The following is a 12,226-nucleotide window of genomic DNA, read 5'->3' on the forward strand; positions in this document are numbered from 1 at the left end:
GGCGGATGTAATCCGCCGCCACTCATGCAGATCGACATCCTCACCCTCTTCCCCGAGATCGCGCTCGCGCCGCTGAGCGAGAGCATCATCTCGCGGGCACGCGCCGCCGGGATCGTCGAAATCCATGCTCACAACCTGCGCGACTGGGCGACCGACAAGCACCGCCGCACCGACGACTACCTCTGCGGCGGTGGCCAGGGGATGCTGCTGAAGCCCGAGCCACTCTTCGCCGCGATCGAGGAACTGAAGACCGAAGCCACCACGGTCATCCTCATGACCCCGCAGGGGAAGGTCTTCAAGCAGGCCGTCGCCCGCGAACTCTCGGAAAAGGGCGGCCATCTCCTGATCGTCTGCGGCCACTACGAGGGGGTCGATCACCGGGTGATCGAGGAGCTCGTCGACCTCGAACTCTCCATCGGCGACTACGTCCTGACCAATGGCGCGATCGCCGCGGCGGTGGTGACCGACGCCATCGTGCGACTCCTCCCCGGTGCCCTCGGCGACGAACGCTCACCCGAAGACGAATCGTTCTCCGACCCGACCCTGCTCGAAGCGCCCGCCTACACCAAGCCGGCCGAGTTTCGCGGACTGGTGGTCCCCGAAGTCCTCCTCTCCGGCCACCACGCCAAGATCGAGGCGTGGAAAAAGGAGCAAGCCCTCGAACGCACCCGCGCCAACCGCCCGGACCTCCTCGGCGAGCCGTAGGGTTCGTTCCGCCGCATGAACGAGTCGATGCGCGAGTGGCCTCGCGCGGTCCTTGCCCGTGCGGAGTCCAACCGAACGACCGGGCTTACCAGCCGACCAGGCGCCGCACCGCGGCGGCGAGCACTTGCTCGAGCACCGCCGCCTCGGCATGGGTCACGGGAATCACCACCTTGCGCACCGACTTGTCGGCCGACTCCTGGCGCGAGAGCCCCATCAGGTAGGGCGCGCGGTCGGGGTCGTCCCGAAGCCGCAGCTCGAAGGCGCTGTTCGCCGCCTCGGTCTTGTGGAAGAGCTTCGTCTGGGACTCCCGCCCCTGAAGCACCGCCAGCGCCGCGCCAAGATCCGCCAGGCCCCACTTCATGGTGAACTTGTTCTCCCAATCGAACTGCCGCTCGCCGCTCTGCGAGGCCGCATCGACGAAAACCGCGGCCTTGTCGGGATTCAGGCCGAAACGGATCACCCCACCGCTGCCTTTGCCGTTGGGCTTGTAAATGGCGTGTTCCGGGAGGCGATCGACGGAGGGAGAGGTCTCAAGAGTCGTTGTCATGGCAGGGCGATCTAGCCCACCCTACGCCAACAGGTCAACCAAAAAGTGTTCATTTGAACTCCATTCGTGATCCTGACGCCGGTTTTCCGAACCATTTGATCGGATCCGGACCGGATGTATGGATAGCCATCGCCAAGAACGGTCAACATCCCCGGAAATCCGTCCGAATCCGAAAGAATTGCTAAGGCTTGGGCCCCATCCTGCGTAGCCTGCGAACCTTTGATGGCACATCTCCTTCCAACTTTTCTGACGCTCGTCACAGCGGCCTCGCTGTCGGCGCAGGGTGTCGACTTCAACCGCGATGTCCGGCCGATCCTGACCAAGAACTGCACCACCTGCCACGGTGGCGTGAAAATGGCGGGGGAGGTGTCCTTCCTCTACCGCGAGGATGTGCTGGGCAAGGGCGAGTCCGGCAAGCCGGTCGTGGTTCCCGGGGATCCCGCAGCCTCGGAAATGATCCGACGGATCCTGACCGACGATCCGGACGACCGGATGCCGCCCCCCGACCATCATCCCAAGCCGCTCTCGGACGCCGACGTCGAAACGCTGACCGAATGGGTTCGCGAGGGGGCCAAGTGGGGCGAGCACTGGGCCTTTCAGGCGCCGGTGATGCCGGAAATGCCGGACATCGCCGACAGCGACTGGCCCGAGCAGGAGCTCGACCGCTTCATCCTGGCGAAACTCGAAGCCGAAAACCTGAAGCCTTCACCCGAAGCCGATGGTGCCGAGTGGCTGCGCCGGGCCTCGCTCGACCTCACCGGCCTGCCCCCGACGCTCGAGGAATTCGAAGCTTTCCGGAAAGCGGCAGCGCAGAACCCTGAAGACGCCATGGAGCAGGCGGTCGACCGTCTGCTCGCCTCCCCGGCCTACGGCGAGCACTGGGCGGCGATGTGGCTCGACCTTGCCCGCTACTCGGACACCTTCGGCTTCGAGAAGGATCCCCATCGCGAAATCTGGCCCTACCGCGACTGGGTGATCGACGCCTTCAACGCGGACATGCCCTTCGACCAGTTCACCATCAAGCAGCTCGCCGGCGACCTGATCGAAGACCCCGAGCCGCGCGACCTGATCGCCTCGGCCTTCCACCGCAACACCCAGAACAACACCGAGGGCGGCACCGACGACGAGGAATATCGAACCGCCGCGGTGATCGACCGGGTCAACACCACCTGGACCGCGTGGAACGCGACCACCATGGGCTGCGTGCAGTGCCACGCCCACCCCTACGACCCCATCCCCCACGAGGACTACTACCGCTTCCTCGCCTTCTTCAACAACACCGAGGACATCGACCGGAACGACGACTGGCCGAAGACCAAGGTCGCCCACAATCCCTCGCAGCAGGCGGACGTCGTGCGCCTGGAAAAACAGATCCGCCAGCGTAATGAGGATCTCAATCGACCGCTGCGCGAAGCGGCGCTGGAGGTCGACGACTGGCAGACTCTTTCCTTCGACAAGACCGTGGTCGAGCCGGACACCGGAAAGCTCGATCAGCAGCCGGATGGTGTCGTGGTTTCCTCCGGCACCACGCCGAACCGCGGAGTCTTCGTGCTCGAAACCGAGGCGCGGCCCCTGTCGTTGATCCGCGTGGAGATCTTCCCGGAGCAGGACGATCCGGCCGAGTGGAGCGGAAAGGGCGCCGTGATTTCCGGATTCGAAGCGGCCTACGTTTCGCCGACGGGCGGGAAACGCCCGATCAAGTTCGAGGAAGTCGCTGCCGACTTCCTCGCCGGCCCCTATCTCCCGGGCGAAGCCCTGAAAGGCGGAGGGGGAGGATTCGGCGAATACCCGGCGGTGCATCAGCCCCGCACCGCGTGGTTCATCCCCGGCGAAAGCGCGACTCCGCAGGCGGGCGAGCGGCTGGAGATCCGCGTCCGGCACGGCGCCACCTGCAACGAAAGCCAGAGCTGCATCCTGCCCCGCTTCAAGATTGCGACCAGCGGCGACGACCGCCTGGTGCGGCACGTCGGTTCTCCCGCTCATCAGGCGGTCCGCGACGAGCTCGCCGGTCTCGAAAAGGAATACCGCGGCATCGGCGGAACGATGATCCCGGTCATGCTCGAGCGCTCCGAAGCCGCCAAGCGGCCGACCCGGCTCTTCATCCGCGGCAACCGCATGACCCGCGGCGACGAGGTCGAGCCGGGCGTCCCCTCCGTCTTCGGCGGCGAAGGCATCACCGGTGACCGCCTCGACATGGCCCGCTGGCTGGTCGGCGAGAAGAATCCGCTGGCCGCGCGCACCCTGGCCAACCGCTTGTGGGCCCAGGTGTTCGGCACCGGCATCGTCGAGACCCAGGAGGACTTTGGTTCGTCCGGCTCTGTCCCCACCCATCCCGAACTGCTCGACTTCCTCGCCCTGCGCCTGCGCGACCACCACAAGTGGCACCTCAAGCCCTTCCTGCGCGAGATGGTCCTCTCGGCCACCTACCGCCAGTCGAACCGGGCGACGCCCGAACTGCTCGAGAAGGATCCTCGCAACCGCCTGCTCGCCCGCGGTCCGCGCCAGCGGCTGACCGCCGAAATGGTGCGCGACCAGGCACTGCTGGTCTCCGGCCTGCTCGAGCGCAAGCTGGGCGGCAAGCCGGTCTTCCCGCCGCAGCCGGAAGGGGTCTGGAACTCGGTTTACAGCGGCGCCAAATGGAAGACCTCGACCGGTCCCGACCGCTACCGGCGCGGCATCTACACCTACCACAAGCGCACCGCCGGTTACCCAGCCTTCCTCACCTTCGACGCCTCGCCGCGCGACGTCTGCCTGCCGCGGCGGTTGACCACCAACACGCCGCTGCAGGCGCTGGTCACGCTCAACGACCCGGCCCACATCGAGTTCGCCCAGGGACTGGCCGAACGCATGGGCGGGGCAGGGTCCGACCTCCGCATCCAGCTCGCCCACGGATACCGCCTGATCACCCTGCGCGACGCCACTCCCGAGGAGCTCGACATCCTCGCAACCCTCCACGCGGAAACCAAGGCCGAGTACGAAAAGGCACCCGACGAGTCCGCCAAGCTCGGCAGCAACCCCAACGAGGCGGCGCTCGTCCTCGTCGCCAACACCCTGCTCAACTCCGATCTCGCGTTGAACCGATGAACCTGTTCCAGCAATTCCACCACGACCGCGTCCGCCACCTGACGCGCCGGCACTTCCTCAGCGAATCCTCGCTGGCGCTCGGGGCGCTGTGGATGGGCACGCAGACCGGTCTCGGCGCGAAGCTGAAGAAGGACCCGGCCGCCCCGCTCCTGCCCGACGCCCCCCACTTCGCGCCCAAGGCCAAGCGGGTGATCTACCTGCACATGGCGGGTGCCCCGAGCCAGCTCGAGCTCTTCGACTACAAGCCGGACCTCGCCAAGCTCGATGGCAAGGAGTGCCCGCAGGAATTTCTCGAAGGCAAGCAGTTCGCCTTCATCCAGGGCGTGCCCAAGATGCTCGGCTCGCAGTACCCCTTTCATCAGGCCGGGGAAAGCGGCGCGTGGATTTCCGACCGCCTGCCGCACTTCGAGGAGCTCATCGACGAGGTCTGCTTCATCAAGTCGATGTGGTCCGACCAGTTCAATCACGGCCCGGCCCAGTTGCTCCTCCACACCGGCAGTCCGCTGCCCGGAAGTCCTTCCGCCGGGGCATGGGCCACCTACGGGCTGGGATCGGAAAACCAGAACCTCCCGGGATTCATCGCGCTGACCTCCGGCGGCAAGAACCCCGATGCCGGCAAGTCGGTCTGGGGCTCGGGCTACCTGCCCAGCGTCTATCAGGGCGTCCAATGCCGTTCACAGGGCGATCCGGTCCTCTACCTCGGCAACCCCGACGGCGTCTCGCGCAGCCTGCGCCGACGCACGCTCGATGCCCTCAACAGCCTCAACCAGCGAGTCGCCACCGAGATCGGCGACCCCGAGACGGAGACCCGCATCGCGCAGTACGAAATGGCCTTCCGCATGCAGCTTCACGCCTCGGACGCCTTCGACATCTCCCAGGAATCCGAGGCAACTCACGAAGCCTACGCGACTCAGCCCGGCAGGGAGTCCTTCGCCAACAACTGCCTGCTCGCCCGCCGCCTCGCCGAGCGCGGCGTGCGCTACATCCAGCTCTTCGACTGGGGCTGGGACTCGCACGGCACCAACGCCCAGACCGACCTCCGCCAGGGCTTCGCCGACAAGTGCAAGGAGATCGACCAGCCGATCGCCGCCCTGCTCAAGGACCTCAGGCAGCGCGGCCTGCTCGAGGAAACCCTGGTCATCTGGTCCGGCGAGTTCGGCCGCACCCCGATGCGCGAGAACCGCGGCGGCGTCGAGATGCGCAACGTCGGCCGCGACCACAGCCCCTCGGCCTACACCATCTGGATGGCCGGTGGCGGCGTGAAGCCCGGCTTCAGCTACGGCGAGACCGACCCGATCGGCTACGAAGCGGTCGCCGACAAGGTCAGCGCCCACGACTTCCACGCCACCCTCATGACCCTCCTCGGCTACGATCACAAGCGCTTCACCTATCCCTTCCAGGGCCTCGAACAGCGCCTCAGCAACGTGACCAAGCACTCGCGCGTCGTGAAGGACGTGATCGCTTGAAAACGCTCACCGCCTGACCTCGGGCAAGCGCTCCCATCCCGGCACGAAGGCATCGAGCAGCCTCTTGAAGAGCTTTCCGTGATTCGGAACCTTCAGGTGCAGCAGTTCGTGAACGATGACGTAATCCCGGAACTCCTTCCGCTGCTGGAGCAGCTCCTTGGAAAAACTCAGGCACCCGGAGGTCGAGCACGAGGCCCATTTCCTCGTCATCCGCTGGACCCGAACTTGGGTGGGTTCGGTTTTCGTCAACTCCGCCCAGCGCCAGACTTCCGTCTTGAATGCCTCCGGGCTCATTTCCGGGGATCCTCGGTCCGGTTCAATCCGATGATCCGATCCGCGATTTCGACCATGCGCTTTCCATCCACTTCCTTGAGAAGCGATTTGTAGATCTCAGCTTTCAGTTGCCGCTTTTCCTCCGCGAGATGCTCGTGGTTCGGAAATGCCGCGAAAGCGGCGTCGATTTCTTCCGCCAACCCACGACGATCCGCCAGCCCCTCCTGCTTCAGCACCCAGAAGATCGCGAACACGTTCACGTCGAGCCCCATCTCTTGGCGTTGCTTCTCGGCCTCCACCTTCTGCTGCGCCAGCTCCTCCAGTTGCTTCAGAGCCTTCCGGGTCTGCTTCTGGTCGTTGCTGTACTCGTCGAGGATGCGCCTCGCCCGCTCCGCCATCGGAATCAGGAATGGCTCGCTGTCGCCCTTCTCCTCCGCTTCGGCGGTCAGCAGCCGGACCAAGTTGATGATCTTGTGGTTCTCCGACTCCCCGCTTTCCTCCAGGCCGGCGAGGAAGTTCTCATCGACCCTGACGGTCTTCCGCGGCCGGACCACGTAGGCACTCGCCTCGTCCCGCACCAGATTCTCGGTCTTCGCCGCCACCTCGCCCCAGTAGGTCGTTTCATCCCCGTAGGCGTTCCGCACCACTTGATAAAGGGCAGCCAACTGCCTGAAATCGTCGATGAAGCCGTACAGATCCGGTGACGGTGAGAGGATTTCGTAAAGACTCTCGATCTTCTTGTAGCAGGAGAAAAACTCCTCTCTCTCCTCCTTGTTACTGAAGGCATCGATCGCCGCCTCAAGTGCCTTGTCGTCATCCCCGTCGCCAGCCAGTTCGAGATAACGTTTCGCATCCTCAGCCATCAGCTTCGTAAATCCGGCGAACAACACGTCGAGGTTCTCGATCACCCCGCTCACGTCCTTCGAGTCGAACTTCAGCGCCTTCTTCAGCTTGCCGAAGATCCCGATGAAATCGATCACCAGCCCGCAGGGTTTGCGTTTCTTTCCGTCCTCCTGCTCGAAAGGCCGGTTCACCCGGGCGATGGCCTGTAGCAGCACGTGGTCCCGCATCGGCTTGTCGAGATACATGCAGTAAAGCACCGGCGCGTCATAGCCAGTGAGCAACTTGTCGGTCACGATCAGGATCTGCGGGTCCCTACCGGGCTTGGCGAACTGCTTGCGCACCGTCTTCTCCTCGTCAGGGCCGAGCTGATGCTTGTGCACGAGCGGCAGCTTCTCCGAGTCATTGTGGGCGCTGGTGTAAACGGCCGCCGTGACCTCCGGCGGCAACAGCTCGTCGAGCGCCTGCTTGTAGAGCGCGCAGGCCTCGCGGTCCACCGCCACCAGGAATGCCTTGTAGCCGAGAGGCTGGACGTTCTCCGTGAAGTGCTCCTTCACGAAGGCCGCCACCGAGCGGACGTGATCCTTGGATTTCAGGAACGCCTTCAGCTTCACCGCCTTGTCGAGGATCTTGTTCAGCTCATCGACGTCCGACACGCCCTCGCCCTCGGCCAGCGACAGGAATTCCTTCTCCAGCAGCTCGCCATCGACGGTCATCTCCGACGGCGCGTGCGCGTAGCGCAGCCGCAGCGTGGTGCCGTCCTCCATCGACTCCTTGATCGAATACTTGTCCAGATACCCCTGCTCGTCGTCCTTGCCGAAGACCTTGAAGGTTCCCTTGCCATACTCCGTCTTGTCGATCGGCGTGCCGGTGAAGCCGATCAAGGTCGCGTTCGGCAGCGCCGCCATCAGGTAGTTCCCGAGGTCACCACCGGTCGAGCGGTGCGCCTCGTCGATCAGCACGAACACGTTCGACCGAGTGCACATGTCCTTCGGCATCTTGTCGAACTTGTGGATCATCGAAATGATCAGCCCGCGGAAATCCGCCGCGAAGAGTTCCTTCAGCCGCTTCTTGGTGTGAGCATACTCGAAGGCGACGCCGCTCTCCGCGAGGATGCGCTCGACCCAGCCCTGGAGCTGTCCTTCCAGCTCGTTGCGGTCGATCACCAGAAGCACCGTCGGCTGCCCACCGAAACGATCCGGATCCTCCAGCAGCATCCGCGCCGTGCAGATCATCGTGAAGGTCTTGCCCGAGCCTTGCGTGTGCCACACCAGCCCCGCCTTCTTCACCGGGTCGGCACAACGATCGAGCACCTTCTCCACCGCGCGGGTCTGGTGCTGGTGCAGGATCGCCTTCCGCAGCTCGTCGTCCTTCACGAAGAACAGGATCCACTCACACAGCAGCTTGAGGAACCGCTCGCGGTCGAAAAACGCCTTCACCCGCGCCTCGTAGCTCGTCGCCCCGCCCGCACCCTTCTTCCACTTGAACAGGCCCTTGCGCTCGGTGCTCCAGGTCGCACCGTAGAAGATCTCCAGCAGTTGCGTCAGGTCGAAGACCTGCGGCATGGTCAGCATCTCCGGCGTCTCGCGGTGGTAGCGGCGGATCTGGATCAGCCCCTCCTCCAGCGCGTGCGGCTTCTTCGCATTCTTGGTCTCGACCAGCGCCACGGGGATCCCGTTGATGAGAAACACAACGTCCCCCCGGTTCGTCTTCAGGCCGTTGGTGTACTGCCACTCGTCGGTGACTTGGAAGACGTTGTTCTCCAGCTCGCCCTCGTCCAGCAACCGCACGTTGCGATCCCGCTTCTCGGTCTCGTCGTAGATCGTCCGCTCTCCGCGCAACCAGCACAGCACCTCCTGGTTGCCCTCGATCGAGTCCCGAGCCGACTCGATTCTGGCGATCACCGCGCCGACGTTCTCCATCGTCACCAGACCGGGATTCAGCCGCAGCAGGGCGTCTTCCAGCACCGGATAGAAGACCCGGCCGCCCTCGCCCCGGCGAAGGGTCAACGCCTCGTCGCGCGTCACCCGCTTCCAGCCGATCTCGCCGGCGTATTTCACCAACGGATCCTGCACCGTCCTCGTCTCGCCGTAACGGATGCCCTTCTTCTTCTTCGCCATCGGTGTTCTACGGTTCTGCAACGGGTTGTCGCAGATTTCGCAAGTCGCTCAACCCAAGAAACTTGGGCGGGTGCACGGTATCAAATTGACACGCGGGCACCGGTGGGTGACTCTTTCCCAGCGCCCCACTTGACCGAAGCTCAACGCCATGCGTCGAGTTCACATGTAGGTCAGGCCGGGCGCTACTTCTTTTTGGTGCGGGTGCCATCGAAGGTGGAGTGTAGGGATTCGAAGAGCCAGTGCCGGTAGGGATGCTCCCACTTGTCCTCCAGGCGTTCCCGCCCGGTCGAGACGCCGGGATTGAACCCCGGTCGCCACGCGCGGATGAGCCGGAGGATGTGCTTGTAAACGCCCTCCTTGGCCCGGGTTCGCTTGCCACGGACGCGGCTGCCGGGGGGCTTCGCCTTGTGGCGGTCATTCAAGCGGAACGACATCGCTCCGAGCACCACGTCCAGGCACTGGAGCAGGAGGTGATCGTGGGATCGCACCTCGGTGATGTCGCGCCGGGCGATCGTCAGGGGAATCTCCCGGAAACGCTTGAAGTCTTCCAGGCCGCGGATGTAGCCCTTGAACTGGCTCGCCACCTCGCGGGTGTCGGGGAACTGGTCGAAGTAAAGCCGCAGCCGCCGTTGGTGCTCGTTCGGTGGGATCCAATCCAGGCCGAAGGCCTGCTTGATGAACTGGTAGTAGAGCAGGAAATACTCGTTGTCGCGGTGCTCGGCGGTCAGGCGGGTCGGCACCCGGGCGTTCTGCGTGAACATGATCCGTACCTTCAGGTGGCCCGCCATCATTTCCTCGAAGAAGCGGTCCATCAGCTCGCAATACTTCGGGGCGTAGGGCTCGGAAATCTTCGACCACTTGATCTCGCCCGTCAGGTTCAGCTCCGCGCAGCGCGCGGCGAGCCGATCGTCGATGCGCTCAAACTGGGACGCCCCGATCCGCCTGCGATCTCCGAGGCGCAGCGGATGTTTCTGCTTACAAGAGACCTCGCAACTCTAAGCCTGCTTCTTGCTGTCAGCTACCTGGGAGCGAGTCTCATCATCTCGATCCCTGCGTTCTTCTGGCTGGCTGCAGGCGGTGGAGTCCTTTATCTCTTCGCGGCCACAAGTTCCCGCAACAATGGCAACCGATTCGCCCTCACGGTGCTTGCGGAACATTCCGCCGCCAGCCCCGCCTCCTGACCCTCCTCGGCTACGGCCAAAAGCGGTTCACCTTCCCCTACCAGAGCCTCGAACAGCGATTCAGCAACGTGACTATCGGGCATCGATTGCGGGCTTGGACTCGTTCCCCTGCCAAACCTCTGCTTGCCTTCTGCTATCATTGATAGCATAGTCACGCCATGAGCCAATTGATCGTCCGAAAACTCCCTCCGGACCTCGTTCGGAAACTCAAGCTGCGGGCGGCTGAGCACGGGGTCTCGGCGGAGGAGGAGCACCGGCGCATTCTCCACGAGGCGCTCACGGGATCGACGGAGTCCAAACCGAGCCTGATCGAGTTCATTGCGGCCTGCCCTGCCGCTGCGGACGTCGAGTTGCCCCTCGACCGCTCGCGGGAAATCGAGGACCGCCCGCTATCGTGGTGATGGCCTTCCTCCTCGACATCAATGTCCTGAGCGAACTCCGCAAGGGCAACCGCGCAAAACCCGCCGTCCGGGCTTGGGCGGCTGCCCACGCCGACGAAACCCATCACATCAGTGTCCTCGCCATCGGGGAGATCCGGAAAGGCATCGCCATGCTGAAACGCCGGTCGCCGGAGCAGGCCGCCGTGTTCGAATCGTGGCTGGAAACCCTGAAAACCGACTACGCGCCCGAGATCCTGCCCATCACCCCGGCGATCTCCGAGCGGTGGGGAGAGCTTCAATCCATCCGATCGCTTCCCGTCATCGACGGGCTGATTGCCTCGACCGCGCTTGAGCACCAGCTCGTCCTCGCCACCCGCAACACCCGGGATTTCGAAGGGATCGACGTGGCTCTGGTGAATCCCTTCGAGTATCCGGCAAAGTGAAGTGCGCAGGTCCCGACTTGGAAAACCCGGCCATCAGTGCATCGTGGGTCTCCCGTGGGATCGCTGCGATATCTCCTGAGCCTCCTCCTGGTGTTTCCCGCCGACGCCGCCGACCACCCGGTCTTCGAGGAAAAGGGGGGCGTCGTCATGATCGAAGCCGAGTCCACCGCCTCGCGGCTCGGCAAGTGGAAGCTCATGACCACCGTCGATGGATTCTCCGGCACCGGTCATCTCGAGTTCACCGGCAACAAGCCGGAGTCCGGCCCGCCCGACTCGCCGCTGATCTACCGCTTCACCGTGTCGAAGGCCGGCAACTACAGCCTGGTTCTTCGCGGTCACAAGAACCTCGTTTCGAAGCGGGAGGACATCTGCAACGACTGCTTCGTGGCCCTCGATGGGGACTTCGAGTCGGGCAACAACACTCCGAAGAAGATTCTGGAAAGCGACACCAAGATGTTTGGCGGGAACGCCAAGGGCTGGGGTTGGTGCCAGAGGCTCGACGTCAACCACAAGAAGTGGGACCCGGTTTACACCTTGAAGCCCGGCGAGACCTACGAACTCACCATCCACGGCCGCTCGAAGAACTTCAATCTCGACGCCATCCTGTTTCTCCACGAATCGAAAGGCTTCAACGAGATCCGAAGCAAACTGCCCCAGGAAAGTGACCGCAGCAGCGGAATGGCCGGCGGGTCGCGGGCCAACCCGGTCAACCGCACCCTCACCCACCAGGACGGACGGAGAATCACGGCCACCCTGCTCAGCCGTTCGGGTGACCGGATCACGGCCCGGGTGAATGGCCGCACCACCGACATCCCCCTCGAAATCCTCTCGGAAGACGATCGGAAGTTCATCGACGGGTGGAGCCCGGATTGACCGGCTTTTCCTGCCTAACATAAATGGCACTTCTTTAAGTGGACTTTGAGGATTGGAGGAAGCTGAGGGTGCCGTGGTCAAAGGCCTGAAGGTCCAAGGTCAAAAGTCCTCGCGTTCAAAGTTTCCCGAGGATTCGGCCCGGGTGATTGGTTCTGATTTTCGACCTTGAGACCTTTGACCTTCGGACCGGAACCTGGCTTAAGGAAGCGCCATTCCTTCTAACCCGCATTTCTCATACTCCCGGTGGCGATTCGCCGATGGGGGGCTCGATCTCGGTGAGAGATGAGATCAGCGGCTTTTGAGCACCCTCGGCG

General features: G+C 63.8%; 11 protein-coding genes. 7 read left to right on the forward strand and 4 right to left on the reverse strand.

Going from position 1 to position 12,226, the window contains the following annotated elements; translation table 11 throughout:
- On the forward strand, window positions 1-705 hold a 705-nt coding region (trmD, locus tag ACG2LG_RS22845; RefSeq protein WP_396263029.1), incomplete at its 5' end, for a tRNA (guanosine(37)-N1)-methyltransferase TrmD.
- Window positions 706-790: 85 nt separating this feature from the next.
- On the opposite strand, the gene ACG2LG_RS22850 is transcribed toward trmD, so the two are convergent.
- The gene (locus tag ACG2LG_RS22850) at window positions 791-1,252 is read right to left on the reverse strand and encodes a hypothetical protein (RefSeq protein ID WP_396263031.1); all 462 of its coding nucleotides are present in this window, start codon (window positions 1,250-1,252) and stop codon (window positions 791-793) included.
- Window positions 1,253-1,474: 222 nt separating this feature from the next.
- Here ACG2LG_RS22850 and ACG2LG_RS22855 point away from each other — a divergent pair, with 222 nt between their 5' ends.
- The gene (locus ACG2LG_RS22855; protein WP_396263033.1) at window positions 1,475-4,336 is read left to right on the forward strand and encodes a PSD1 and planctomycete cytochrome C domain-containing protein; all 2,862 of its coding nucleotides are present in this window, start codon (window positions 1,475-1,477) and stop codon (window positions 4,334-4,336) included.
- Window positions 4,333-5,802, forward strand: a complete 1,470-nt coding sequence (locus ACG2LG_RS22860; protein ID WP_396263035.1) for a DUF1501 domain-containing protein — start codon at window positions 4,333-4,335, stop codon at window positions 5,800-5,802. The genes ACG2LG_RS22855 and ACG2LG_RS22860 overlap by 4 nt, the downstream gene beginning before the upstream one ends.
- A gap of 6 nt (window positions 5,803-5,808) precedes the next feature.
- Here ACG2LG_RS22860 and ACG2LG_RS22865 read toward each other — a convergent pair whose 3' ends face one another.
- The 3 genes from ACG2LG_RS22865 to ACG2LG_RS22875 all read right to left on the reverse strand — a co-directional run bounded on the left by ACG2LG_RS22865 (window position 5,809) and on the right by ACG2LG_RS22875 (window position 9,916).
- Window positions 5,809-6,096, reverse strand: coding sequence for a M48 family metallopeptidase (locus tag ACG2LG_RS22865; RefSeq protein WP_396263037.1), 288 nt, complete (start codon window positions 6,094-6,096; stop codon window positions 5,809-5,811).
- A complete protein-coding gene (locus tag ACG2LG_RS22870; protein ID WP_396263039.1) occupies window positions 6,093-9,035 on the reverse strand; it encodes a type I restriction endonuclease subunit R in 2,943 nt (980 codons plus the stop codon). The genes ACG2LG_RS22865 and ACG2LG_RS22870 overlap by 4 nt, the downstream gene beginning before the upstream one ends.
- A 182-nt stretch (window positions 9,036-9,217) precedes the next feature.
- Window positions 9,218-9,916 carry a DUF3800 domain-containing protein gene (locus ACG2LG_RS22875; RefSeq protein ID WP_396263048.1) on the reverse strand — a complete coding sequence of 233 codons (699 nt, stop codon included), beginning with the start codon at window positions 9,914-9,916 and terminating at the stop codon, window positions 9,218-9,220.
- On the opposite strand from ACG2LG_RS22875, the gene ACG2LG_RS22880 reads away from it, so the two are divergent.
- The 4 genes from ACG2LG_RS22880 to ACG2LG_RS22895 all read left to right on the forward strand — a co-directional run bounded on the left by ACG2LG_RS22880 (window position 9,812) and on the right by ACG2LG_RS22895 (window position 11,912).
- Window positions 9,812-10,216, forward strand: a complete 405-nt coding sequence (locus ACG2LG_RS22880) for a hypothetical protein (RefSeq protein ID WP_396263041.1) — start codon at window positions 9,812-9,814, stop codon at window positions 10,214-10,216. The genes ACG2LG_RS22875 and ACG2LG_RS22880 overlap by 105 nt on opposite strands.
- 158 nt (window positions 10,217-10,374) lie before the next feature.
- Window positions 10,375-10,617: a FitA-like ribbon-helix-helix domain-containing protein gene (locus tag ACG2LG_RS22885; RefSeq protein ID WP_396263043.1), complete on the forward strand. Its 243-nt coding sequence runs from the start codon at window positions 10,375-10,377 to the stop codon at window positions 10,615-10,617.
- Window positions 10,617-11,039 carry a type II toxin-antitoxin system VapC family toxin gene (locus tag ACG2LG_RS22890; protein ID WP_396263045.1) on the forward strand — a complete coding sequence of 141 codons (423 nt, stop codon included), beginning with the start codon at window positions 10,617-10,619 and terminating at the stop codon, window positions 11,037-11,039. Before ACG2LG_RS22885 ends, ACG2LG_RS22890 begins: the two co-directional genes overlap by 1 nt.
- Window positions 11,040-11,093: 54 nt before the next feature.
- Complete coding sequence (locus tag ACG2LG_RS22895; protein WP_396263046.1) at window positions 11,094-11,912, forward strand: hypothetical protein; 819 nt, start codon at window positions 11,094-11,096, stop codon at window positions 11,910-11,912.
- Window positions 11,913-12,226: the final 314 nt, after the last annotated feature.

This window comes from Haloferula sp. A504, assembly GCF_044385805.1.
Classification (GTDB): domain Bacteria; phylum Verrucomicrobiota; class Verrucomicrobiia; order Verrucomicrobiales; family Akkermansiaceae; genus Haloferula.

Bases quoted from the DNA above. Each gene is read 5' to 3' on its own strand.
- ACG2LG_RS22850 (WP_396263031.1), bottom strand. From the start codon at position 1,252: ATGACAACGACTCTTGAGACCTCTCCCTCCGTCGATCGCCTCCCGGAA.
- ACG2LG_RS22855 (WP_396263033.1), top strand. From the start codon at position 1,475: ATGGCACATCTCCTTCCAACTTTTCTGACGCTCGTCACAGCGGCCTCG.
- ACG2LG_RS22860 (WP_396263035.1), top strand. From the start codon at position 4,333: ATGAACCTGTTCCAGCAATTCCACCACGACCGCGTCCGCCACCTGACG.
- ACG2LG_RS22865 (WP_396263037.1), bottom strand. From the start codon at position 6,096: ATGAGCCCGGAGGCATTCAAGACGGAAGTCTGGCGCTGGGCGGAGTTG.
- ACG2LG_RS22870 (WP_396263039.1), bottom strand. From the start codon at position 9,035: ATGGCGAAGAAGAAGAAGGGCATCCGTTACGGCGAGACGAGGACGGTG.
- ACG2LG_RS22885 (WP_396263043.1), top strand. From the start codon at position 10,375: ATGAGCCAATTGATCGTCCGAAAACTCCCTCCGGACCTCGTTCGGAAA.
- ACG2LG_RS22890 (WP_396263045.1), top strand. From the start codon at position 10,617: ATGGCCTTCCTCCTCGACATCAATGTCCTGAGCGAACTCCGCAAGGGC.